The sequence below is a fragment of the Pseudalkalibacillus sp. R45 genome (assembly GCF_052246725.1).
Taxonomy (GTDB): domain Bacteria; phylum Bacillota; class Bacilli; order Bacillales; family Fictibacillaceae; genus Pseudalkalibacillus.
In genome coordinates, this window is the sequence record NZ_JBQQCL010000006.1 from 191,177 (window position 1) to 215,996 (window position 24,820).

The 24,820-nt window shown below is 42.8% G+C and carries 24 protein-coding genes and 1 riboswitch; of the genes, 15 read left to right on the forward strand and 9 right to left on the reverse strand.

Going from position 1 to position 24,820, the window contains the following annotated elements; all coding sequences use genetic code 11:
- Window positions 1–9 precede the first annotated feature (9 nt).
- The 3 genes from ACTWQL_RS12955 to ACTWQL_RS12965 all read left to right on the forward strand — a co-directional run bounded on the left by ACTWQL_RS12955 (window position 10) and on the right by ACTWQL_RS12965 (window position 2,429).
- Window positions 10–423, forward strand: coding sequence for a DoxX family protein (locus ACTWQL_RS12955; protein WP_443142856.1), 414 nt, complete (start codon window positions 10–12; stop codon window positions 421–423).
- A 313-nt stretch (window positions 424–736) separates the two neighbouring features.
- Complete coding sequence (locus ACTWQL_RS12960; protein ID WP_443142857.1) at window positions 737–1,165, forward strand: NUDIX hydrolase; 429 nt, start codon at window positions 737–739, stop codon at window positions 1,163–1,165.
- Window positions 1,166–1,448: 283 nt separating this feature from the next.
- A complete protein-coding gene (locus ACTWQL_RS12965) occupies window positions 1,449–2,429 on the forward strand; it encodes an aldo/keto reductase (protein ID WP_443142858.1) in 981 nt (326 codons plus the stop codon).
- A 59-nt stretch (window positions 2,430–2,488) separates the two neighbouring features.
- On the opposite strand, the gene ACTWQL_RS12970 is transcribed toward ACTWQL_RS12965, so the two are convergent.
- Both ACTWQL_RS12970 and ACTWQL_RS12975 read right to left on the reverse strand, forming a co-directional pair.
- A complete protein-coding gene (locus ACTWQL_RS12970; RefSeq protein WP_443142859.1) occupies window positions 2,489–3,190 on the reverse strand; it encodes a diphthine--ammonia ligase in 702 nt (233 codons plus the stop codon).
- Between the two features lie 223 nt (window positions 3,191–3,413).
- Window positions 3,414–4,040: a metal-dependent hydrolase gene (locus tag ACTWQL_RS12975; protein WP_443142860.1), complete on the reverse strand. Its 627-nt coding sequence runs from the start codon at window positions 4,038–4,040 to the stop codon at window positions 3,414–3,416.
- A gap of 288 nt (window positions 4,041–4,328) precedes the next feature.
- On the opposite strand from ACTWQL_RS12975, the gene ACTWQL_RS12980 reads away from it, so the two are divergent.
- The 7 genes from ACTWQL_RS12980 to ACTWQL_RS13010 all read left to right on the forward strand — a co-directional run bounded on the left by ACTWQL_RS12980 (window position 4,329) and on the right by ACTWQL_RS13010 (window position 11,463).
- Window positions 4,329–4,586 carry a hypothetical protein gene (locus tag ACTWQL_RS12980; RefSeq protein WP_443142861.1) on the forward strand — a complete coding sequence of 86 codons (258 nt, stop codon included), beginning with the start codon at window positions 4,329–4,331 and terminating at the stop codon, window positions 4,584–4,586.
- A 57-nt stretch (window positions 4,587–4,643) separates the two neighbouring features.
- On the forward strand, window positions 4,644–5,999 hold the full coding sequence (locus tag ACTWQL_RS12985; protein ID WP_443142862.1) for a GntP family permease: 1,356 nt from the start codon (window positions 4,644–4,646) through the stop codon (window positions 5,997–5,999).
- A 175-nt stretch (window positions 6,000–6,174) separates the two neighbouring features.
- A complete protein-coding gene (locus ACTWQL_RS12990) occupies window positions 6,175–6,600 on the forward strand; it encodes a hypothetical protein (RefSeq protein WP_443142863.1) in 426 nt (141 codons plus the stop codon).
- A 137-nt stretch (window positions 6,601–6,737) separates the two neighbouring features.
- Complete coding sequence (locus ACTWQL_RS12995) at window positions 6,738–7,298, forward strand: pyridoxamine 5'-phosphate oxidase family protein (RefSeq protein ID WP_443142864.1); 561 nt, start codon at window positions 6,738–6,740, stop codon at window positions 7,296–7,298.
- A gap of 107 nt (window positions 7,299–7,405) precedes the next feature.
- The gene (locus ACTWQL_RS13000) at window positions 7,406–8,659 is read left to right on the forward strand and encodes an MDR family MFS transporter (protein WP_443142865.1); all 1,254 of its coding nucleotides are present in this window, start codon (window positions 7,406–7,408) and stop codon (window positions 8,657–8,659) included.
- Window positions 8,660–8,679: 20 nt separating this feature from the next.
- Entirely contained in the window at window positions 8,680–9,393 is a 714-nt protein-coding gene (locus ACTWQL_RS13005) for a hypothetical protein (RefSeq protein ID WP_443142866.1), read from the forward strand.
- 801 nt (window positions 9,394–10,194) lie between these two features.
- Complete coding sequence (locus ACTWQL_RS13010; RefSeq protein WP_443142867.1) at window positions 10,195–11,463, forward strand: LysM peptidoglycan-binding domain-containing protein; 1,269 nt, start codon at window positions 10,195–10,197, stop codon at window positions 11,461–11,463.
- 179 nt (window positions 11,464–11,642) lie between these two features.
- Here ACTWQL_RS13010 and bioB read toward each other — a convergent pair whose 3' ends face one another.
- From bioB to ACTWQL_RS13025, 3 genes are all read right to left on the reverse strand, one after another.
- Window positions 11,643–12,635 carry a biotin synthase BioB gene (gene bioB, locus ACTWQL_RS13015; RefSeq protein WP_443142868.1) on the reverse strand — a complete coding sequence of 331 codons (993 nt, stop codon included), beginning with the start codon at window positions 12,633–12,635 and terminating at the stop codon, window positions 11,643–11,645.
- A 15-nt stretch (window positions 12,636–12,650) separates the two neighbouring features.
- Complete coding sequence (locus ACTWQL_RS13020; RefSeq protein WP_443142869.1) at window positions 12,651–13,229, reverse strand: biotin transporter BioY; 579 nt, start codon at window positions 13,227–13,229, stop codon at window positions 12,651–12,653.
- Between the two features lie 379 nt (window positions 13,230–13,608).
- Window positions 13,609–14,472, reverse strand: a complete 864-nt coding sequence (locus ACTWQL_RS13025) for a LysR family transcriptional regulator (RefSeq protein WP_443142870.1) — start codon at window positions 14,470–14,472, stop codon at window positions 13,609–13,611.
- A 106-nt stretch (window positions 14,473–14,578) separates the two neighbouring features.
- On the opposite strand from ACTWQL_RS13025, the gene ACTWQL_RS13030 reads away from it, so the two are divergent.
- Together ACTWQL_RS13030 and ACTWQL_RS13035 are read left to right on the forward strand one after the other, a co-directional pair.
- Complete coding sequence (locus ACTWQL_RS13030) at window positions 14,579–15,892, forward strand: MFS transporter (RefSeq protein ID WP_443142871.1); 1,314 nt, start codon at window positions 14,579–14,581, stop codon at window positions 15,890–15,892.
- A gap of 25 nt (window positions 15,893–15,917) precedes the next feature.
- The gene (locus ACTWQL_RS13035) at window positions 15,918–16,526 is read left to right on the forward strand and encodes a class I SAM-dependent methyltransferase (RefSeq protein ID WP_443142872.1); all 609 of its coding nucleotides are present in this window, start codon (window positions 15,918–15,920) and stop codon (window positions 16,524–16,526) included.
- 136 nt (window positions 16,527–16,662) lie between these two features.
- Here ACTWQL_RS13035 and ACTWQL_RS13040 read toward each other — a convergent pair whose 3' ends face one another.
- From ACTWQL_RS13040 to ACTWQL_RS13050, 3 genes are all read right to left on the reverse strand, one after another.
- Window positions 16,663–17,304, reverse strand: a complete 642-nt coding sequence (locus tag ACTWQL_RS13040) for a DUF4396 domain-containing protein (protein ID WP_443142873.1) — start codon at window positions 17,302–17,304, stop codon at window positions 16,663–16,665.
- Window positions 17,305–17,664: 360 nt separating this feature from the next.
- Window positions 17,665–19,593, reverse strand: a complete 1,929-nt coding sequence (locus ACTWQL_RS13045) for an LTA synthase family protein (protein WP_443142874.1) — start codon at window positions 19,591–19,593, stop codon at window positions 17,665–17,667.
- 278 nt (window positions 19,594–19,871) lie between these two features.
- Entirely contained in the window at window positions 19,872–20,444 is a 573-nt protein-coding gene (locus ACTWQL_RS13050) for a TIGR00730 family Rossman fold protein (RefSeq protein WP_443142875.1), read from the reverse strand.
- A gap of 143 nt (window positions 20,445–20,587) precedes the next feature.
- On the opposite strand from ACTWQL_RS13050, the gene ACTWQL_RS13055 reads away from it, so the two are divergent.
- Window positions 20,588–21,151 (forward strand): beta-class carbonic anhydrase, encoded by a 564-nt coding sequence (locus tag ACTWQL_RS13055; protein ID WP_443142876.1) that lies wholly within the window; start codon window positions 20,588–20,590, stop codon window positions 21,149–21,151.
- A 93-nt stretch (window positions 21,152–21,244) separates the two neighbouring features.
- On the opposite strand, the gene ACTWQL_RS13060 is transcribed toward ACTWQL_RS13055, so the two are convergent.
- The gene (locus ACTWQL_RS13060; protein WP_443142877.1) at window positions 21,245–22,048 is read right to left on the reverse strand and encodes an MBL fold metallo-hydrolase; all 804 of its coding nucleotides are present in this window, start codon (window positions 22,046–22,048) and stop codon (window positions 21,245–21,247) included.
- A 466-nt stretch (window positions 22,049–22,514) separates the two neighbouring features.
- Window positions 22,515–22,666: riboswitch (cyclic di-AMP (ydaO/yuaA leader) on the forward strand.
- Window positions 22,667–22,795: 129 nt separating this feature from the next.
- On the opposite strand from ACTWQL_RS13060, the gene ACTWQL_RS13065 reads away from it, so the two are divergent.
- Together ACTWQL_RS13065 and ACTWQL_RS13070 are read left to right on the forward strand one after the other, a co-directional pair.
- Window positions 22,796–23,461, forward strand: coding sequence for a potassium channel family protein (locus tag ACTWQL_RS13065; protein ID WP_443142878.1), 666 nt, complete (start codon window positions 22,796–22,798; stop codon window positions 23,459–23,461).
- Window positions 23,462–23,476: 15 nt separating this feature from the next.
- A complete protein-coding gene (locus ACTWQL_RS13070) occupies window positions 23,477–24,793 on the forward strand; it encodes a TrkH family potassium uptake protein (RefSeq protein WP_443142879.1) in 1,317 nt (438 codons plus the stop codon).
- Window positions 24,794–24,820: the final 27 nt, after the last annotated feature.

Below are 24,820 nucleotides of genomic sequence, written 5' to 3' on the forward strand. Positions count from 1 at the left end.
TGGAAACAGATGAGTAATGTTGTTGTTGTTACAGAAACAACTGCGAAAGTAGTAATCCAATCTCGGGGAAAAAAGATTGCTTATTGGTCAGTCACACTTTTCCTCGCAGCAGCTGTTATGTTAAGTGGTATCGGGCAACTGATGCAATATGGGGGGAACCTCGAGTTAGTAAAGCAGCTTGGTTATCCATCATACGTTTTGACCATTCTCGGGATTTGGAAAGTGCTCGGTGCCATCGCACTCGTGGCGCCACGTTTTCCTCGGCTTAAAGAATGGGTTCACGCTGGTAGTTTCTTTTTAATGACTGGTGCGGCTATATCCCATGCATTTGCTGATGATTATGGTGTTATGATCCTTCCGCTGACATATGCTGCACTGAATATCACCTCTTGGGCGTTACGTCCAGAGAGCCGCAAACTCTAAGTATTTGCGTCATTGAGGGAGCTATATATCGTTGTATGAAATGAATGAAGAACTTAAGACAGCTGCGGCAGCCATGACGATAAAGCTCAAGACTGCCGCTTTTTTCAACCGCACATCTAATTTGGGTAATCGAAGTGAGTGAGTTCATTTTAAAAAGCACGATCCAAGAACAGATAACTTGGATCATCTCATCCATTAGGTGAATCTAAATAGCACATGTAATCCGAATGTTAGTTTTGAAACTAATAAAACATAGTTACGTCTAACTTGGAGACAAATAAATTATATTAAATTAAAAGGATGGGGAAGTTTCTTGATTTCCAAACAAAGTACATACTCACCACCAAAACATATCGTTTCAGCAGCAACGATTGTGATCAATGAAAAAGGGGAAATTTTATTAATCAAGGGTCCTAGAAGAGGCTGGGAAATGCCCGGTGGACAAGTTGAAGAAGGAGAGTCTTTAAAAAAGGCTGCAATCAGGGAAACAAAAGAAGAAACAGGTATTGATATTGAAGGATTAGAATTTTGTGGTGTATTTCAAAATGTCAGCCGATCAATTTGTAACACATTGTTCTTAGCTATACCAGTTGGCGGTAAACTAACAACTTCTCCAGAAAGTTTGGAAGTCGGTTTCTTTCCTATTGAGGAAGCTTTGGAAATGGTAACCTGGGGAAACTTCAAGCAAAGAATCGAGTACAGTTTGAATAAAAACAAGCAACCATTTTACATAGAATTTTAAAATTTGTCTTACAAAGAGGCGTTGATCTGAGAAGGATCACGCCTTTATTTGCATTTAAAGAAAGTATAAATACTTTCTTCAATATAAGGGCAACTAAGGCTCAGCTTGTGCTAAAGCTTGGCTGTGCCAAGTTTTCTTTATTTAATATCTTACTTTTAAGCAGGATGATGGAGGTGTCTAACGTTTAAATATTTTTGCGAGCAGGAATAAAAAATAAACAGACTTTTTTAAGTTAAGTCTATTGTGAAATGATTCCAAGTCAAGTGCTAGGAGGATGAATGAAATGAACGGTTTAATAAAGGGAAAAATGGGTCTCGGTACTGCTCCTTTAGGAAATATGTTCAGGGAGGTGCCGGAAGAAGAAGCGCTGGAAACGATCAATACCGCATGGGAACAGGGGGTCCGATATTTTGATACTGCCCCGTTTTATGGTGCTGGCTTAGCGGAGAGTCGGCTGGGTGAGGTTTTATCAAAGCATGATCGAGACGACTATTTACTAAGCTCTAAGGTAGGGCGAGTGATATCGGATGAAATGGAGGATAAGGAAGGATTATTCGAATATGGCCGAAAAAATAAAATCATTGAGGATTATAGCGAAGATGGGACCCTGCGATCCATTGAACAAAGCCTAGAACGTTTGAAAACAGATCGTTTAGACTTCGTCTATGTTCATGACATTTCTCCGGACTTTCACGGAGATGATTGGGTTACAAAGTTTGATACAGCGAGAAAAGGAGCTTTCCGTACTCTGACTCGCCTCCGTGAAGAAGGTGTGATCAAATCGTGGGGATTAGGCGTCAATCGAACCGAGCCGATCGAAATGGCAATTGAACTGGAAGAGTCGATTCCAGACCTTTGTTTACAGGCCACCCGTTATACGCTTATGGATCATGAACATGCTCTGCGCAAATTAATGCCCTCTGCTTTGGAGAAAAAGATCGGCATCGTCGTTGGTGCGCCGTACAGCTCCGGTGCTCTTGTAGGAGGAAACCATTATGAATATCAAGAGGCGCCAGATGAAGTTGTGTCCAAAGCACAAAAAATACAGGAATTGGCTTCCAACTATCAAGTGAGCGTCAAAAGCGTTGCCCTGCAATTTTCAATGGCACATCCTGCAGTAGCGGCTGTCATTCCTGGTACCACTCGTCCTGCACGTGTCAAAGAGGATATTGCAGCCTCGCAGGAAGCTATCCCCTCTGAATTGTGGCAGGTACTCCGCGAACAAAACCTGGTCTCACCTGTTGCTCCACTGCCGATCGATTAATAGAATCTTGCAACCGATAAGGGACTGTCCAAATTGATGGGCAGTCCTTATTTGATAGTTTATGAGGTGATCTTATCTGACTTCTGATCCAACTCTAAAGGCAAAAACGCATACTCTCCGTCTTTGAACTTCTCACGTTTACGAATTGGAATACCATGTTTGAAAATCGGTCCATCTATCACTGTGGTATGAAACTCTCCACCTTCTCCGCACGGGTCAATACCTCTAGCTTCAAGCTCCTTTATGTATTCATGGGTCAACGTTCGTCCTAAATCGTCTTCTCGCATTCCTAATGATAAATTAACAGTGACAATGATGGTTACAAATCCTAGATTTATGAACTCTTCGACAGCTTCACGATGATTCATTTCCCATAGAGGCATCCCAAGATTTAACCCAGCATTCTTCGAAACTTTTTCATGCCAACAACCATGAGCAGGCATATCCAGGTCTCCAGTAACTAGCACTTCTGCTCCTTGATTCTTTGCTTTTTCTAAAAGGTGCATGAATTCTTTTTCATAATCTGACCAACTTGCAGCTGCAGAATATAGGGGCAAACCTATCGATTTGCCCTGGGCACGAATAAGCTCTGGAGGTGTTCCGTGTGATCTGGACTGTTTCCCTTCTTCTTCAAGCATAACGATAAGTCCAACCGCGTCTCCAACCTCCATGGCTTTATATAAAGCTAAGACACTATCCTTTCCTCCACTGAAAGAAGTTATGAATTTATGACCGCGAGCACCATTTTTCCAATCTACCATCTATCTCTCCCCTTTGTATATCGCAACTCTTAATGTAATTCGATCATTGTTCGTTTTTTTGTATCAGTGTGCAGTATTATCGAGAGTCTGATTACGATGTAAAAAAGAGCTTAGAATTTCAAGCACTTTTAGTTACATTTAAAGAAAGTATAAAATACTTTCTTCAATATAAGTGCAGCTAAAGCTCAGCCTGCGCCAAAGGCTTGGCTTTGCCAAGCTTTCTTTAGAGTTCCATTTTCGAAAAGGGCAGCAAGAGTTTCACGCCTCTTTTATTGACGGGAAGGAATTTCATATCCCCGACTAAATGACTCGCATAGCCTGCAAGACTTGCAATGAAGATCCCTTCTATTCCGATTGAAGCTTCTAATTGCCGGGCAATGACACCGAAAAACACGATTCCGAGTATCGAATGCGTATAGCTCCTATGCGGGACGAAGGAGGCGACAATGATATAGATGCCGAGCAGGAACAGCCAGTTTTCTTGAAGCATGAAGCCTCCGATCAGAACACCGACACCGGAAACCGTCAGCATATGCCTCCTCGTTATGAATGTAGAAAGAGCTATGATTCCGGCACCAGCCCCCATGCCATACCACTTCTCGGTCCCGGATCCTTCCACAAAGCTGTATACAATTAATAAAATGCCGATGATCTGGGCAAGTGTCTGGATGAATTTGTGTGTATTCGTGATCTTGTTACTTAACGTTCCATCCACATCAATGTCTGGAAGCAGCCCCGTAATCCCTCCGCAGGCAATTAGAATCCCCGTCGTCAATGGATCAGTCTCCAATGCATTGGAAGTGACCAAGCCTGCAACTCCGCCAACAAGCAGATGTGATGTTCCTTTCATGATGATTCACCTGTCTCTCTATTTTATTGTGAATGTGGCAGTATTCATCATTGTAAAGAAAAAGCGGTTATGAAGAAATGGCAACAGGTGTTTTTGTGTCCTTGTACTCATCAAGCATTAGGACATCGGTCACGTGTCGTGACAGCAGGAAAGGGGAGAAATTCCAGAAATCCAAAATAATAGATCAAGCAAAAGTGCATGACGCTATAAATCTGAAAATTGGCGCTTGTCCACTAGATTCTTTATAATTACACCTAGTAAGTACGATTATTTTTGGGAGGTATACAAATGTATACATACTTGATGATTGTTGTCATTTTGGTAGGTGTCGTTTCATTAATTGGAACGATCATTGTCGGGAAGAAAGTAAACAAAGTAAGTAAGGATTACGAAATGGAAGACGACCGGACCTCGGCTCAATTGAAACGTTCTCATGAATATGAATCACATTCTTTGAAAGTTAACTTGAAAGTGTTGACAGTTATTTATGTTGTAACATTCATTCTCAGCATCATTGCTTTAATTGCTTATATCTTCTTAAGATAGCAAGGTCGGTTTTCAACGTAAGCGCATTCATGAAATCAACACAATAGGAGTGATAGAATGGAAGGTTTTGCTCTCATACTTATCATCACATTAGGCGTCCTCTTCGTTATTTTCGCAACAGCCAAATTGAAGCTACATCCTTTCCTGTCGTTATTGATTGCTGCATTCGTCATCGGGATTCTTGCAGGACTCCCATTGCCGGATGTGGTAGAAGCTGTGAATACCGGTTTCGGTGGTTTGATGGGTGGTATCGGTCTTGTCATCGTTTTCGGAACGATCATCGGTGTCATATTGGAACGATCTGGAGCTGCGATTCGGATGGCTGATACTGTTCTTCGCATTGTCGGGGAAAAACGGCCGCAGCTTGCGATGAGCTTGATCGGGGCGATCGTCAGTGTTCCGGTATTTTGTGACTCGGGATATGTCATTTTATCCTCCTTGAAAAAATCGCTGGCAAGACGTGCTAAAGTAGCGGTCGCCTCAATGGCAGTCGCCCTCTCGACTGGCCTTTTCGCCACACATACGCTTGTGCCGCCGACACCAGGGCCGATTGCGGCAGCAGGAAACATCGGTGCTGAAAATTATCTCGGTGTCATCATTCTCGTCGGTCTGGTCGTTTCGATCCCGACAATCATAGCAGGTTATATATGGGCTGTAAAAGTGGGTACGAACATCAAGGTTGTGGGTGAAGACGAGATGGATGTCGATTATGAGGATGTTCGGAAGGAATTCGGTGAAATGCCTTCAACCTTCAAATCCTTTTCACCGATCGTCGTGCCGATTCTTTTGATTGCTATTGGTTCGATTGTCACCTTTGCAGGATGGGAAGGGGCGTTTTATGATATTCTACTATTTTTAGGTTCCCCAGTAGTCGCTTTATTGATTGGTATTCTTTTTGCTTTGAGCTTGCTTCCGAAATTGGATGAAGAAACGTTGACGAATTGGATCGGCCACGGTATTAAGGAATCAGCGCCAATCCTGCTTATAACAGGGGCTGGTGGAGCTTTCGGTTCAGTCATCAGCACCACTTCAGTCGCGGATTTCATCCAAAGCTTTGGCGAAAATGGAGCGATCAATGGGGCGATTTTCATCTTCATCCCATTTTTGATTGCGGCCGCTCTTAAGACGGCACAAGGGTCCTCCACAGCAGCAATCGTCATCACCTCGACATTGATCGCACCACTGGTGTCCCAAGTCGGGATTGATGGCGCGATTCCTCTGGCATTGGTCGTAATGGCCGTCGGAGCGGGAGCAATGGTCGTTTCCCATGTGAATGACAGTTATTTTTGGGTCGTCAAAGAATTCAGCGGCATGACAGTGACTGATGCGTATAAAGGGCATACGACCGCAACCCTGATCCAGGGAATTGTCGCCCTTACCGTAACGTTTATTCTATGGTTGATCTTTGTCTGATAAACTATGAAAATATGAATCCTAGAGAGTGGAACCAGTAAGGATGAATCCTTCAGGCTCCGCTCTCTTTTTATGTTTTCATATTCTATTTCTTTTAAAAATGGTATATTCGCCGTTACAAATCTACCTCCATTTTAATACTATGTAACATCTGATAGAGAAGGGAGGAATGTTTGTGAGCGAAAAGGACAACCTTATCGAAGTAATGTCTTATCATGGTGATAAATGCGACTGCAAAAAGAAGGACGATAAAAAGAAGGACGATAAAAAGAAAAAGCATCATAAACCTAAAAAGAAGAAGCATAAGAGCAGTGGTAAGCATAGCAGTGGAAAGCGCAGCAGCGGTAAATGCAGCAGCGGTAAACGCAGCAGTGGAAAACACAGCAGTGGAAAACGCAGCAGCGGAAAACATGACGACTGCAAGAAGAAGCGTAGCTACGAGTACAATCCAAGCTATGTTGTAGATTCTAAGAAAAAGCGCAGCAGTGACAAATTTGAATGTAAATGTGAATGCAGAAAGAAACACAGCAGTTGCAAATTCGATGACCATAAAAAGAAGCGTAGCAGCTGTGGCTGTAAACGTGTTTGGGACCTATTCTAATCTCCTATCTCTAAACAACGAGTGTGACGATCCACACTCGTTTTATTTATATACAAAAACTTAAAAACAAACTATTGTGAAAATGTGGAAGTTGATGTAATGTATATAGAAATCTCTTTGAAGAGGGGAGGGATTTCATGGGAAAGCAATTTTCAGAGATTCAGAATGAACACATGGCGTTTATTCAGAAGCAGCATCTCTTTTTTGTCGGTACGGCACCACTATCAAACGAGGGGCATGTCAATTTATCGCCAAAGGGGTATGATACCTTGCGTGTTCTTTCGGCGACAGAGGTTGCGTATTTGGACCTGACCGGAAGCGGAAATGAAACGAGCGGTCATATCGAGGAAAATGGCCGGATGACTTTCATGTTTTGTGCGTTTGAAGGACCGCCTCAAATCCTGCGCCTCTATGGAACCGGCAACGTCATCCTGCCTGATGCGGAAAACTGGGATACATACGTGAAGCATTTCGACCTTCTCCCAGGGACTCGGCAGATCATCACTGCAACCATCCATAAAGTCACAACTTCTTGTGGATATAGTGTTCCGTTCATGGGTTTTACAGGAGAACGGGAGACCCTGAACATTTCCAATACGAAAAAGGGGCAAAAACTTGAAAACTACAGACGCGAAAAGAACGCAAAGACAATTGATGGACTCGAAACAACGCTAGGGAAGAAGTTGAACAGAAAATAATCGAGTCCTACATCCAAAGTTGTAGAAAAGTTGATACCGTAACATGATTCGGAAATGAGGGTGAAACCATACAATTGAGATAACAAATAGAGAGAGAAGGATATACTATGAGATTCAGAGATTTTCACAAAAACATCAAAATCCGGATCATCGAGACGTTCATGAGTCGTTTTGTCGGAAGCATGATCTTTCCGTTCATGTCAATTTATTTAGCGGTCCATTTTGGCGCAAAGATGGCCGGACTTTTATTATTGGTCAACGTTTTCATTGGGATTGGAATAAACTTCATAGGCGGGTATTTTGCTGATCAGTTCGGTCGGAAAAAGATCATGCTGTTAGCGGAAACGCTGCGGTTGTTTGCCTTTTTTGTCATGATGCTCTGTAACTCCCCGTGGTTCTTTTCACCAGGAATCACATTTATGATGATGACAGTGAACAGCATTTGCTGGGGGCTTGCTGGACCTGCGAACTCCGCGATGCTTATTGATGTCAGTACACCCGAGCAGCGTAAGTTGATGTATTCGATCACCTACTGGGCGAATAATCTATCAATCGCAATCGGTGGAATCTTAGGAGCATTTCTTTTCAAGGATTACTTGTTCCAGTTGTTCCTGGCTCTGACTGTCATAACGGGAGTAGTGGTCTATCTTGTCGCCTTCTTTATCGATGAAAGCTATGCACCTGTCAGTACAGTCTTGAAACCGCAAGAACATGTGATGCAATTATTTTCGAATTATAAAAAAGTCCTGCATGACAGATTGTTTGTCCTGTATGTCATTGCTGGTGTCTTGATTTTATCAATGGAGTTCCAGTTAACGAATTACGTCGGGATCCGTTTGAGTGCGGAAATGCCGGTTCAACAGTTCTTATTCTGGGAAATCGATGGCGTGCAGATGATGGGATTCTTACGTAGTGAAAACACCATAATGGTTGCGTTGATGGCATTGTTTGCTACGAAACTGATCGCGCCGTTCAAGGACAAATCCGTGCTTGTCGGAAGCTGCTTCGTCTTTTCGATCGGCTATGGTGTGATCGCCTACTCGAACAGCATAGTCCTTCTTTTGATCATGATGGCAGTTCTGACAATCGGGGAGGTTTGCCGGGTCCCTGTGGAACAGTCATACATGGCTTCAATTCCACCTGATGATGCAAGAAGTTCGTATATGGCATTCAACGGACTGAAATACAACCTGGCAATGCTGATCGTTTCTATTACTGTGACACTTGGCGCCATCCTTCCGTCCGGTATCATGGCAATCCTGATTACAGCTGTCGGATTGAGTGGTACATTGATTTACTACATGATCACACCGGGGCTGGATGCGCGTAAGCAAGAGGTTGAAATGAAGCAAGCGGGTTAAATGATAGTAGGGGGTATTTTATGAAAAAGTGGATTGCTGGATTGGTAGCTTTACTCGTCGTTTCCAGCGGATATTTTGCTTACGGTAAAATGACGGATGATACGTATGAAGGGATGTCGATCGTTCCTGAAAATCGTAATGATTTACCGTTATACAAAGGATTGGAGCCGAATCGGAATTCTTACACGATAAAAGGTGATCATTGGAGAGATGTCTATAAATTTTATTTGGAAGAACTACCTGAAGAGGGATGGGTTTTGGAAAATGATGATTCGGCGCTGGATGATACTGATGTAGAAAATGACTGGAGCGGATTTCGTTCGATCTGGATCAAGGATGGATTCGATGGCGAGCTTAACTTGACCGCATATTATGACCAACATAATGACCTAACCGATGTGAACTTTGACAAGACGAGGCGCCATATCTCTACCGAATGGATTGGAACAAACCCTGAAACGATTTGTATCTATGAAAAGGTAGACGATCAGGAATGCCGTGATATAGAGGATGAGGAAAGTATTGAAGAAATTGTTCATCTTATCAATTCCAGTATGGATTGGAACGATGCAATCGAAACGAGGGAAAAGAAGAGCCTCCTTGAGGTCGGCGGTTTAAAAGTGGAGGTCCATTATGAATCCGATAATGAAGTGTATTTCCGGTCTCATAAAGGGATTAAAATAATGAAACCAGAATCGGAGTTCTTTGGGCACGCGAAGTTATCTGTTGAGTGATTAACCTTTTGGAGAGTCGGGTAGTTTGATGGGTGCTCGTGCAAAACTATAGGCTGTATTCGCAAACTTTGTTGCTCTTGAAAGTCGTTGATTTCCGCTCCAGGATGCTCGCTTTCCGCGGGGCGTGCGGTGAGCCCACAGGAGTCTCGCACCTTGCTCTCCAATCAACTTGCACAAGGTGATTTTTTTAAAATAATTCAAAAGCAACCATCTTTTAGAAAAGAGCCAAACTATAAAAGCATATTAATTTTTCACTAGACCTGTTCGAATTCGTTTTTTTGGGACAGAGGAGTGATGTTTACACCAGCCTCTGTCCCAAAACGCACTTTTATGGGACAGGGGAGTGATGTTTACACCAGCCTCTGTCTCAAAACGCATTTTTATGGGACAGGGAGCTGATGTTTACACCAGCCTCTGTCCCAAAACGCACTTTTATGGGACAGGGGAGTGATGTTTACACCGGCCTCTGTCCCAAAACGCATTTTTATGGGACAGAGGAGTGATGTTTACACCAGCCTCTGCCCCAAAACGCACTTTTATGGGACAGGGGAGTGATGTTTACACCAGCCTCTGTCCCAAAACGCACTTTTATGGGACAGAGGAGTGATGTTTACACCAGCCTCTGTCCCAAAACGCACTTAATTAGGACAGTTTTCCGTGAATTCCCCAATCCCTGTCCGAGCACCACGACTGATACTGCGTTTGAGTACTTAATCTTCAAGTCTATCAGATTGCCCGCATGACCTTAGTCTTTTTCTAATAAACTTATAGAAGAGGACAGAACGCTGACGGAGGTTGATCATGGCCATTCACACAGTTGTTTACGGGGATACATTGTGGCGGATATCAAGTATGTATGGGGTGCCGATCCCAACGATAAAACAGGTGAACGGGCTCGTTTCTGATGCGATCGTTCCTGGTTTGAATCTGTACCTTCCGGATCAAAATCCCCCTGAGAGGTTTTATCAAATAAGGGTGGGGGACACATATTGGAGGCTAGCCCGGCACTTTCAGACGACAATCCAGGCAATCATCTCAGCAAATCCTGGAGTCGATCCGAATGCCCTGCGAATCGGCCAAAGAATCCGCATTCCAACAATGTTGAAATACCCGATGCAATCGCTTATTTTCATAGATGCCTGGGATCAATCTCCTTATCAGGACTACTTAAGAGAAATTTCCGGAAGTATCACGTATCTTGCGATTTTCACTTACACGTTCAATCGCACAGGTGCTCTCATCCAACCGAATGATGAGACGATCCTCCAGACGAGTAAACAGTTGAATATCAAACCACTGCTGGTCATCAGTAATTATGAAGGAGGTACTTTCAGTCCGGAATTGGCGGATGAGGTCTTACAAACTACTACAGCTCGAAGTGAACTTATCAGAAATCTGGTCACAGCAGTGGAAAACAAAGGTTTTGCCGGTGTCAGCATCGATTTTGAATTCGTTCCTCCAACGAGAAGAAATGAGTTCACAGCTTTTTTACGGGAATTGAAAGCAGCACTCGGTATACGGATCCTCCAGGTCAATGCTCATGCAAAGAGCAGTGATCTGCCGACGAACAGGCTGGTCGGATTTCTCGATTACAGAGCCATTGGTGAAATCGTCGATATTGTTACGGTCATGACATATGATTATGGGTACTCGATCGGTCCGCCGGATCCGATTGCACCGACATGGTGGGTCGAACAGGTACTGATGTATGCGACAGGTCAAATCAACCGTCGAAAAGTGATGCTGGCCATGGCGCTTTATGGATATGATTGGCCACTGCCCCATCAAGAGGGGAATGTGGCTGGAGCACTTACGGCAAACAATGCACAGAATCTGGCTATCACCAACTGGGCACCAATCCAGTATGATCCTCAACCTGAAGCACCAGGGTATAGGTATTGGAAAAATAATGTTGAACATGCCGTGTGGTTCGAGGACATCCGAAGCTATGTTGCAAAGTATAAACAAATGGAAGTCTATGACCTGCTGGGTGCTACCTATTGGCGACTGCGCTATCGATTCCCCCAGAACTGGGCGTATCTTGCTAAGAATATCGAAGTCGTTAAATGATTTCACGATACACAGAAAAAAGAGCCTCCTCAAAGGGGCTCTTTCCAATTCGGTAAAAAAAACACGTTCGTGTTTTTTCTTTATACTTAAAGAAAGTCTAAAATACTTTCTTCAGTATAAGTTCAACTATGGCTTAGCCTTCGCCAAGGCTTGGATTTGCCAAGTTTTCTCTATAGAATTCAATTGACCGGCATTTTGATATAGTCGATTTCAAAGCCGAGGTCTTCGAGCATTTCGTGATCCTTCGTGCTTTCCTGGCCTGCTGTCGTCAAGTAATCTCCGACGAATATGGAATTCGCTGCATAGAGGCCAAATGGCTGTAAGCTTCGTAAGTTCACTTCACGCCCGCCGGAAATCCGGATTTCTTTTTTCGGATTGATGAAACGGAATAGCGCCAGCACCTTCAAGCAATACCTTGGATCAAGCTCATGCGTTCCTTCTAATGGTGTTCCATCAATCGCGTGCAGGAAGTTGACTGGGATTGAATCTGCATCCAACACTTTCAAGCTCCGTGCGACATCGACAACTTCCTGTTTCGTTTCCTTCATGCCGACGATGACACCGGAACATGGAGAAATGCCTGCTTCTTTTGCAATATTGACAGTCGAAACACGATCATCGTATGTATGGGAAGTCGTGATGTTATCATGATTCGTCTCGGCTGTATTCAAGTTATGATTGTAACGATCAACGCCAGCAGCCTTCAACCGGGCAGCTTGTTCAGACTTGAGAATCCCCAAACATGCACAAATTTTCAGATCGTAATTTCCTTTGATTTCTTCGACTGCAGATACGACGGTATCGACATCGCGATTCGTCGGACCGCGGCCGCTGGCTACAATGCAATAGGTCCCGACGTTCATTTTATGGGCCTGTTCTGCTCCATCTAAGAGGGTCTGTTTTTCGACCATCGGATAAGAATCAATCGGCGCTTTCGAGACGATCGATTGCGCACAATAGCCGCAGTTTTCAGGGCACAGACCTGATTTTGCATTCATGATCATATTGAGCTTCACTTTATTTCCATAGTAGGTTTTCCGGATTTGATAGGCTGCATGTAGTAAAAGCAACAGTTCATCATCTGGAGCATCCAAAACCGACAATGCTTCCTCATCCGTAATTTCTCCGCCAGCAATGACACGTTCTGCAAGGTCATTCCACTTCGTTGTCATATCTACACTCCTTTGTTATGCTGCAGATTTTTTAAAAGTACTAGAGGTTTTCGAAAGGGTACGGTGCAGCCTTGGTGCAATCAACCCTGCGCACACTGATAGAATGATATCTTTTGGCAGCGGTGCAAGCATCCATACCCATGCCATTTCATACGTGAAGCCTTCAGGAGCAGCGGCCCAGACCTTCATCGCCATGTACATCCAGTTCGTTCCTGCTATGTAGTTGATCGCCATCCCGACTAATGCTGCAATTAAGAAGCTCTTCTTGCTAGCTTTCTTTTCAACGATTTTACCAGTGACATAGGCTACGAGAATAAAAGAAAGGATGAAGCCGAATGTTGGTTTCAATACCATTCCAAATCCACCGCTGAATTGAGCGAATACCGGTGCGCCTGCCAGTCCGATCAAGGCATAGACTGTCATCGAAATCGCGCCGAGACGGCTTCCTAAAATCAACCCCGCCAATACGCTGAAAAAGGTTTGTAACGTTATCGGAACGCTGCCGATTACCAGAAGCGAGGTCAGGTTCGCGCCGACCGCCATGAGTGCTGCGAACACAGCGGCAAGTGTAATATCAATCGGTTTCAGTTTCATAAAAGTCTCCTCCAAATTCATCGTTGTCTCTCTAGTAGAATATCGGAAACCACGAAAATATGTCAACTTTAATATTATTCAGGTTAACAATATAAGCAGGAAAGTCTCGGAGGAAATTCAGTGAGACAAAGTGAAAGCGAGATGAGGAGGGATGTGTGTGGACCAGTGAACAGATTAGTGATAGTGAAAGGGTAATAACCGCGTTAACGGACACAGGAGACCTTATTTTCCCAAAAATCGTTAACTTTTAAAAAAATAACGGGGACAGCAGAGACCTTAATTCATGAAAAACAAAGCAAATCTGCTGTTTTGTTCACAGATAACGGCTCTGGTGTCCGCTAATTTTTTGTACATATGGAGTATTACAATTCACCAACGTCTAAGAATGAACAACTGCCCCAACCACTTCACCGTTCGTCCGATAATGTTGAATCATCTTGTAGACGAGATCTGATTTGGTGACGAAGTGGAGGGTTCTCTTTAATACAGCAGGCGTTAATCGGCGATAGACGACCCCATGATGTTGGACATGTTCTGCTTGTATTTCCGGTATGAACGATAGTCCGATTCCTTCAGCTGTATATCCGAGTATCGTTTCATAAGGTGTTTCGAGTGCCAAATTAAATGAAATACCGTTATCCTTATAAATTTTTTCTATTTTAAGCCGTGTTTCACATGGCTTCAATGGAAGTATGATTTTCTCATCGTTTAGTTCATCAAGTGTAATATAGGTTTTGAGGGCAAAAGGATGTCCACTTGGGATCGCCACTAAGTATTCTTCCTCAAATAGGGAGAGAGCTCGGATGCCATCTTCCTCATCAAAATCCTGGACGAACGCACCATCAATATCCCCTCTGTGAAGTGAATCCAGCAATTGTGAGCTCCTGCTTTCAAGCACCGTGCACAGTTGATGCGAATCAATCTGTTTAGCGATTTTCGGAAAATAATAGGAGGCAAGAGTCGGCAAAGATCCAAAGCGAAACGTCGTCGGATTGAGGGTTTCACAAATGACGGAATCCAGTTGTTCGAGCAACGGTTTGACTTTCTGAAGAAAACGTCGTCCTTGATCCGTTAATTGAATGCCGATATTCGTCCGGACGATTAACGTTTGATTCAATGATTTTTCCAGCTGCTTCAGTTGTTTACTCAATGCTGGCTGCGAGATGAAAAGACTGTTTGCCGCTTTTGAAATACTGCTTTTTTCAGCGACTTCGATAAAGAAACGCAACTGTTGTAAGGTCATCCTAACCACCTTCCTGGTATAACGAATTGTTATAGCGATTATAGCATAATGATTCTTCCTGAGGTCTAATATTTGAATTATGATGGAACCAGATGGGGGTGATCTGATGAAAAGTACAACAGCATCAACGAACCAACAGCAACAACCTGTAACGAATAAAAAGATTCATTATGCCTGGGTGATTCTTGCGCTTTCGTTTCTGACACTTTTGACGATCCAGGGGATCCGTTTATCATTTGGTGCGTTCATCCAGCCATGGGAAACGTTTTTCCAAACAAATCGTGGTTTGATATCGATGATCGGGATGGTTAGTTATATCGTATTTGGTATTTCTCAACCAATCGTAGGACGAATCACCGATCATGTGGGTCCAAGGAAAATATTCACCATCAGTGTGATATTCGTTGGCTCAGCGATGTTGTTCACGACTTTTACAACCCATCCCTGGCAATTATTCCTCTTATACGGTTTTCTGGCCTCTGTCGGTTTCGGCGGGGCGTCACAGGTGGCGGGGACTGTAGTCATATCCGAGTGGTTTCAGAAAAAACGTGGCTTGGCTCTCGGAATATTGTCAGCAGGTACGGCTGCTGGGCAGCTGATAGTAGTGCCCTCAACGCTGCATTTCATAAGCTGGACCACCTGGCAGACGACGGTTTTAGCCTATGGATTGTTTTTGATGTTTGTTTTCCTGCCATTGATCGTGTTCCTATTGAAAAACAAGCCTGCTGAAATAGGATTGCAACCTTATGGTTACACCGTCAAGCAGCCTGCTAAAACGGTCCAACTGCCAGTCCATTCAAGGGGTTCGTTCGTTTTTATAAAAGTGTTGAAGAAGAAAGAATTCTGGTTTCTCATGCTTCCTTTCTTCGTATGTGGTGTGACGACAAGCGGATTAATCGATACACACTTGATTCCGTTTTCCAAGCATCACGGTATATCCAATGCCGTTATCAGCTGGACAATCGGCCTATTGGCTGCATTCAATTTCGCTGGTACGATTATATCAGGTTATTTTTCAGATAAATGGGATTGCAGAAGAATGCTCGGTTACTTGTATAGTATCCGGGGACTGACTCTGATCTTTCTGCTCATCATCGCTGGATTTTCTGATCTGACCGCTGTTCTTCACCAAAATCCGGTATTACTAATCATTTTCGGTATCTCGTTTGGAATCGTCGACTTTTCTACTGTCGCCCCAACGATTAAGCTTGCTACCGATTATTTTAAAAATTACAGCATTGGGTTGGTAGTAGGGGGAATCTTCCTCAGTCACCAGATCGGTGCAGCGCTTGGGTCCTACTTACCGGGCTTGCTCTATGACATGACTGGAAACTACCAGCAGTCACTCATCTATGCGATCCTCGTCCTTATCGTAGCAGCGGTAATGAGCTTTATGCTTCCAAAACCGGAAAATGGGTAAAAGAAGATGAAATGAGGGAGATTTTTTGAATAAAAACGAGCATATCAGGAAGTTCGATAAACAGGCAAAAAAATATGAAAAAATGCAAAAGAAAGACCCGCTGGCGAGGTTCCGTAGATGGATCATTCCTGATGCAGAAGGGGAGGTCCTGGAGGTGGCAATCGGTACAGGATTGAACCTTCCCTTTTATAAAAATGTAACTGCGTTGACCGGGATCGATTTCAGTAGCGAAATGCTGGAGCCAGCAAGCAAGGTCACTGCAAGTTATTCTTTTCCAATCGAGTTGAAGCAAGCTGACGTTGAAACGGTTACGTTCGAAGAAAATCGCTTCGATACCATTGTTTCATCGCTGTCGTTTTGTTCATATGAAAAACCTGTCGAAGTGTTGAACAGATTCGGAAAATGGTGCAAACCGGATGGTAAAATCCTTATGCTTGAGCACGGGAAAAGCACGAATGGATTGCTAAGAGGGCTGCAGAAGGGGATTGATCCGCTTGCTTATAAAATGATCGGATGCCACCAGGATCGGGATATTCTCGGATATGTAGAAGCATCTGACCAACTGGAAGTAGTGAAAGTAGAAAGAGCTTTTGCGGGATTTTTTTATTTCATATGGGCAAGACCGAGGAAATAGAAAAGTGCTGACCGTTGAAGTCAGCACTATCCTAACACTTGAAGAAAGTATAAAATACTTTCTTCAGTATAAGTGCAACTAATGGCTCAGCCTACGCCTAAGGCTTGGCTTTACCAAGTTTTCTTTACCTACAGTTTTACATGCTGTGCTTTATGCCCTTTCTGACGAGCAGCCAATTTGCCGGGAAGCTGGTTGCTGTTCCGAGAAGCATTGCAATCTGCATCATGAACCAATATGTCATCGTATCTGGTTTTGGAGGTTGGGCAAATAAGTAAAAATGAACAATTGCCATCCAGCCGAACATCCCGATTTCAAAAGCGATCAATGCAAATGTATCAGCCTTTACCGATTGGATGAATCCTTTTCCCCAGCTCATCTTCTCTCCCATTTTCCGGCTCATCGGAACGATTGAAAAGACCTGAAAGAAGATCCCGAACAGATAAGCAAGGATGAATTCAACCGTGTAATGTGAAAAAAGGACAGAGCCCGCGATCGTCAAACCAGTCATTGTGACAATCGGAACACCGACTGCGTCACCGAAAGCACAGCCGCTTGAACAATGGCTCGTGGAAACGAAGACACCTTGCCAGCGCGGTTTATCTCCGTGCATATCTTTATGATCATCTTCATCACCATGCTCGTCATGTTGGTGTTCTTGATTAACACGTCCGATTTTCCAATAAGCCAAGATACCAAGAGGTCCCAAGTAAAGTCCGTTGATCGGCCACACGATATTCATGATTGCCATCGGTTGGGGTTTTTTTATGATATCGATCAAGATGAAAAGTGAAGATAAAATGCCAAGAATGACTGCGATATAGGAAATGACGGTTAATAGAATGACGGATCCCTCCTGTACAACAATATTACTCTCATAAAAAAATACCCCATTCAGGTAAAGGTTAAACGGCGTTTAAGGCCGCCTCTGAAGGAATCCTGTGAATAGCAACACATTTCATGAAGATAGAGACAACAATCGGAAAAATCGCGCCAAATGCAAAAAAAGACCTCCCCTCATCAAAAAAGATGAGAAGGGAGGCTGCTCGGTTTTACATTTGAAGAACGTACCAAAACTTTCTTCAACATAAGGACAACTATGGCTCGGCCAGCGCTAAGGCTTGGTTTTGCCACGTTTTCTTTACTTGGTTTGATCTTTATTATAATCATAATCGGAAGGGTCTACTGGCTTGAACCCTTTTGGTTTGTGGAAACGCAGCAAATCACTGTAAACAATCTTATCGGAGAGTTCAAGTTCTTTTCTTCCGAATTGTACGGCATCTTCACATTTTTTATTCTCTACGACTTTTTCGGTTTTGTTGTCGTAGCATTTATCACTGACTGAAGAATACTCTGGTGTGATTATATCACCGTTCCGGAATGGTACGATTTCATTGTGCTTAGGTGAGAGCATATCTGAACCGAAAGTGAGGAACGGTTTATCCTTGATTCCTAACAGATGCAATACTGTCGGCCGTACATCGATTTGCCCGCCGTATTCATGGACTTGTTTCCCTTTCACGCCTGGGACATGGATATAAAGCGGGACTTTTTGAAGCTGGGCGTTTTTATATGGTGTAATTGGTTCTCCAGTCACCTTTTCCATCGCTTCATTATGGTTGTTTGAAATTCCGTAATGGTCCCCATACATGACAATCATTGTATTCTCGTACAATCCAGCTTCCTTCAAATCATTGAAAAACTGCTCAAGCGCTTGGTCCATGTAATTGGCTGTCTGATAATAGCCATTTACGACATCATCTTCAGTTTCAGGTGTAGGAAATTCAACATCCCCATTATGCGTTTCGAATGGAAAATGATTCGACAATGTAATCATTTTCGCATGGAACGGCGGCTTCAAGTTTTTCAAATACGGAATGGATTCCTTGAAGAATGGTTTATCCTTCAATCCATAGTTGATGACGTTTTTACCGTTCATGTCATAATACGCCGAGTCAAAAAACTTCTCGATTCCATATGCTTTGTAAATTTGATCACGGTTCCAAAATGTCTTGTTATTCCCATGGAATGATGAGGTCGTGTAACCGTGCTGGTTTAATATCGCCGGCTGCGCCTGGTACGTATTTTGGGCCTTTTCCATGGATACAGCTCCACTAGGTAAAGGATAGAGGGAATTGGCCATCATGAATTCCGCATCGGATGTTTTCCCTTGACCAACCTGATGGAAAAAGTTATCGAAATAGAATGTATTCTGGTCGTTCGTCAGTTTATTCAAGAATGGCGTCACTTCTTGGCCGTTAATCTTTTCACCAATGATGAAGGTCTGTAAGGATTCCAACGAAATGTAAATGACATTCATATCTTTAGCAGCACCGAAATATTCCTCATTCGGTGGTGTTTCATTGGTTTTGATGAATTCCTTGGCATCCGATAGATCATCACTGCTTGCCATCGCTCTTTGCGTAGATGATTTTGCAGTTACAATGGCATCATAGATTTGATAATTGTATTGCCCGAGATATTTCACCAGATAGTTCCGATCGAAAGAACGTGTGAGCAATTGCGGTCGATCTATTTCTGCCAGGCCGAGATTTGTTGCGAAAATCAAAATAGCGGAAATGAAGACCAAACCGACTTTTTTCCTTGGAATCGGTGTATGGTGTGTTTTGACTTTGAATAAAACCAATCCAAGAAGAATGAACGTATCGATAAAATAAAAAACATCACTGAACTTCATCAATGCCATTGCACTGTCACCGAGTTCACCGGCACTATTCGTATGAAGTACTGTCGGTAATGTTATGAAATCATTGAAGAATCGGTAATAGGCTACATTTGCATATAAAAGGAACGACAATAGGAAGTTGATAAGGATCAACACCCAATTTCTGAGTTTCCCGTTCATCATTAATGCAATTCCGAAAAACAATAATGCTGAACTAATCGGATTGATCAGCAACAGAAAGGATTGTAATATATTTTTGATCCCTAATTCGAACTCGATTTGATATACCATATACGTTTTTAACCAAAACAATAGGACTGCTGTAAAAAATAACGAAAAGGGTTTACTAAAAAAGCTTTTCCAATCTTTATTCATTTGTTCCATACCTTTCACCTACTAGGATGATTTTTAAACCTTGGCTTTGTTACAGGTGATTTGATTAGAAATTTTGTTTCTCCGAAATTTTCGACACTCCTAGGGAAAGTCAACAATTTGAAGAACAGTGCCTAAATATTAATAAATAATACCAGCGCCGATTCGCTGTAAACGAACTGATGCGCATCATATAGTGAATTCGTATGGCAAGGTGGAAAAGAGAGGACATGGAAAAAATAAGAAACAAAAAAGGAGGACTCGAGGGGTCCTCCTTTTTTGTTTCTTATTCATTCCCATTTATCGATCGAGGTGACTTCCTGTTGGTTCAATCTTTGTAAAAGTTCCACAGCTTCTTCTTCGATGACAGTTTGTTCAAGGTGTTGTTTTTTCACAAACCCTTGATCGTACATGTGATGGAGCATTTGGTGAAGAGGATCGTAGTAATGATCGATGTTGAAGAGCCCAAGCGGTTTTAGGTGATAGCCGAGCTGATTCCACGTCATGACCTCAAACATTTCTTCCATCGTTCCTATTCCGCCCGGCAGTGCGATAAATGCATCTGCAAGTTCGTACATCAACGCTTTCCGTTCGTGCATCGTATCGACGATTTTCAGATCTGACAGCTCCAGATGATCGACTTGCTCATATATTTTTCGAGGAATGATTCCGGTCGCTTCCCCGCCGTTGATCATGACAGCATGGGCGAGTTTACCCATCAAACCAGAGTTACCACCGCCATAGATAAGCTTGATCTTATTCTCTGCCAGCAGACTCCCCAATTTTTTCACCTTTTCCCGATAGACCGGGCTGGTTCCGAAGCTGGATCCACAAAATACACAGATGGATGAAAACTTGTACATATCGCTTGTACCCCCTATAGCATTCTTATTCTTAAGGAAAAGAAAGAACAACAATTCAGCCTATACTTTTGAAATTCTTCAAGTTTGCCTATATATTATTTATAAGTGAACTAGACTAATCTTACACAAGAAAGGAACTTATTATGAAGCTATTGAATGAAATCTTGAACTATAATTCATCGTTCATTGAAGAAAAAGCGTATGAACCTTACAAGACATCAAACCTTCCAGATAAGCGTATGGTTGTCGTTTCATGTATGGACACGAGACTCGTGGAATTGCTGCCGCGCTCTATGAACCTGCGCAATGGTGATTTCAAATTGATTAAAAATGCTGGAGCGGTTATTTCCCATCCATTCGGAAGTGTGATGAGAAGTATACTCGTTGCGGTCTATGAGTTGAACGCCGATGAAGTGTTTGTGATCGGTCACCATCAATGCGGTATGAGCAGCATTGAACCTGAAAAAATGATCGGCCACTTTAAAGAGAGAGGGATCTCTGAAGACACGATCAATACGTTAAAGCATTCAGGACTTGATCTTGAAAAATGGTTGAGCGGCTTCAATAGTGTCGAAGAAAGCGTGCAAAACAGCGTCGATATGGTACGCAACCATCCATTGCTTCCAGATGATGTCCCCGTACATGGCCTGGTCATTGCACCAGATACAGGTAAACTTGATCTTGTCGTTGATGGATATGAGAGATGAATGATTTATAAGGCTGACCACTGATCTTTTTTGTGGCTCAGCCTTTTTCAATTGGTTGATCATGAAAAATCGACTCTTGCTAAGACTTGAATTTCACTGCAGACACGGTTCATCTTCGACCAGCGAGCGAATAAAATGGACAGAATCCCATTCTTTCTTTGAGATGTGCGTGATAGGGGATTTTTTCGGATACAATTGCTGGTTGATTTCTTCAATGGAAAACCCTTTTAGATGCAGTTGATTGATTTTTTCATTCGTTTCAATCAAATAATCCAATTTCATTTGAAGCATTTCTTTTCCGTTCGGAACATACCCGGCATGCGCACAAAACATTTCGTTAACATCATAGGAAAGCACCGTCCGGATCGAATCCATCAAGGTTGGTACAGATTCCTGCCACATACAGACTTTCGGCTTAGGTGTAACAAATAGATCTCCTGAAAAAAGAATTCCCGTTTCATGATTGAAAAAAGCGAGATGATCCCGTGAATGACCTGGAGTATGGATCGCTTCCCATATACGGTTATCTGACTGAACGCTCGTTCGAATCGGTCTAGCATGAAACGCTTTGCGTGGTCCCCAGAAGTCATGCCGATAGTCTGGATAAACGCCATCTCTTTTACAAAGTTCGATTGACATTGGATGGATGAACATTTCAGCACCCAGCTCCCTTTCAATCCAGTTCGCATTTCCCGTATGATCCTCATGGAAATGGGTAAGTGCGACCTTATTGATTTTTTTCGATTTCAAAAAAGGTAGAATTTCTTCCTGACAGCTGCTCGGTCCGGTATCGATCAACAATCCATCTACATAAAAAAGATAGTAATTCAAATACATTTGTCCGGCGGTAGCTTTCACATGGATGGTTTCTACATCTCCGTGCTTTGATTGCTTCATGTATGATCGTCTCCCTATTGTTGAATTAGCATATAGTACTCTTCAATAGCGGATCGAAAAATCCTTTTAATTGATTTAGCGGACACAGGAGACCTTATTTTGGTGGAAACGACAGGTTTAGTAAAATTCCCGGACACCAGAGACGTTATTTACCGAAATCACGAGGAAATCAATGGGGATTTACACAAATAAGGTCCGTGGTGTCCGTTAAATGTTGGGAAATCGCTTATATGCTACAAATAAGCGCTCTGGTGTCCGCTACGAGTCTATATAGGACAAAAATTCCATCAAAAGCATCAAAAATGCATAAAAACAAAAGGAAATCATATGTGTGTTTAGTAATTGGGAGATATATCGTAATTTTGAAAGAAAATAGCCTTTAACCAATTTGTATGGTATTATTTGATGCTTTACAGCTTCTAACGGACAGGAGTAATATTAGGGGCATCTCAATATAAAGTTCTTAATTCGTTAATCGCTGAATTCGTAATGAAGCGGGGGACCCGATCTTCATGTGGCGGAAACGTCACTTGGGGTGAATCCTTTGTTAGAAAGGTAGGGCGATTCTTTACGCCCGAACCCGACAGCTAACCTCGTAAGCGTTTGAAGAGAGGATGGTGAACTTGTGATCATAGAACGATGACCACAGGTATTTTACCTCTGTGGTTTTTTCTATGCTTAAATTTCAACATAGTCTATGGGGAAATGAAGCACTATAAGATTAACAGCTAAGAAGGGGTAATGGTCATGGCTACCAATCAGAAACAAATCGGTTTGATCGGTCTAGGAAACTTCGGAGGAAGCTTATGTAAAGAATTTGCGGAATTGAATGCTGACGTTCTAGCGATCGACAGGAATGCAGATAAAGTTGATGCCTATTCATCATTAGCAACACATACAGTGGTAGCTGACTCGACAGACGAAGGAGTCTTGAAATCACTAGGTGTCCGGAATTTCGATCTCGTCATCGTTTCGCTCGGAGATGACATCCAATCGAGCATATTGACGACTTTGGTTTTAAAAGAAATCGGCGTAAAAACGGTTTGGGCAAAAGCACAATCAAAATATCATCGCATGGTATTGGAGAAAATCGGGGCTGACAGGATCATCCATCCTGAGCGGGATATCGCAAAACGACTCGCTCATCATGTCGTCTCAGAAAAAATCATCGATTATATTGAATTGTCACCAGATCATAGTATTGTCGAAATAAGCGCTACCAAAAAAGTGAATGGAAAATCTCTAGCAGATCTAAGTATCCGATCAAAATATGGATGCACGATCGTCGGAATCAAAAAAGGGGTCGAAGTCATCATTTCTCCTGAGGCGGATGTACGGCTAGAGGAAGGAGATACGCTTATCGTCATAGGTAAGAACACAAACTTAAACCGATTTGAGGAGAAAGGATTGTAGATTATGGGGGGATTCATGACGAAGATCAAACTGACTCCACCGCAGTTTTTGGTCGTCGTATTCTTGTCATTCATCCTATTCGGAACATTACTATTGAAATTGCCATTTGCAAGTAATGAACCGATCAGTTGGACAGATGCCTTGTTTACATCGACATCTGCGATGACTGTGACAGGCCTGATTACGGTCGATACGGGAACAGCGTATACTGTTTTCGGTGAAGTTATCATCATGTTTCTGATTCAGCTTGGCGGGCTTGGAATCATGTCCTTTGCGATTTTGATTTTCATGATGATCGGGAAAAAAATCGGTATGAGGCAACGGATGTATGTGCAACAGGCACTGAACCAGACAACGATTGGCGGAGTCATTCTGCTCGTCAAAAGGCTTTTCATATTTTCAATCATCATCGAATCAATCGCTGTTGTCTTATTGACTCTGAGATGGGGACCCGAAATGGGATGGGGACAAGGCTTGTATGCGAGTGTTTTCCATGCCATCTCAGCTTTTAATAATGCAGGTTTTTCAATCTGGTCGGATAGTTTGATGGGGTATGTCGGAGATCCAGTCGTCAATATCATCATCACCTTTTTATTCATTACAGGCGGGATCGGTTTCACTGTGTTGTCGGATCTTTGGGCAAAGCGTGAATTCCGCCATTTAAGTCTTCATTCGAAGCTGATGCTCATCGGTTCACTCATCATCAATGTGATCGCTTTTTTGATCATTTTCATTTTCGAGTTCAATAATCCAGCTACTCTTGGACCGATGGCAACTGGTGAAAAAATTTTCGCAGCATACTTCCAGGCTGTCACCCCACGCACAGCGGGATTCAATACATTGGATATCGGCAGTATGGAAGATCCTTCGATCATCATGATGCTGCTTCTCATGTTCGTAGGTGGCGGAAGTGCTTCAACAGCCGGGGGGATCAAGCTTACGACCTTCCTGATCATCTGTTTTGCGGTTTTCACATTTTTGAAGGGGAAGTATGAGATCGTCATCATGCGTAAAACGATCGATCCTCATCTTCTAGTAAAAGCGTTAGCGATTTCAACGATTGGTCTTACATTTATTTTTACAGCAATCCTCTTGTTAAGTATCACGGAAAAAGAAGCACCGATCCTGACTGTCATCTTTGAAGTGTTTTCAGCTTTCGGCACTGTCGGCTTATCAATGGGATTGACCTTCAAGCTTACAGTGATCGGTAAGCTAGTGATCATTTTCATGATGTTTATCGGAAAGATCGGCCCGTTGACGTTAGCATTCTCATTAGCTCGACAAAGTGTTGAGAATATACGATATCCGAAAGAAGATATTCTCGCTGGTTGATACAAGTGATATGAGACTTTTGGATTA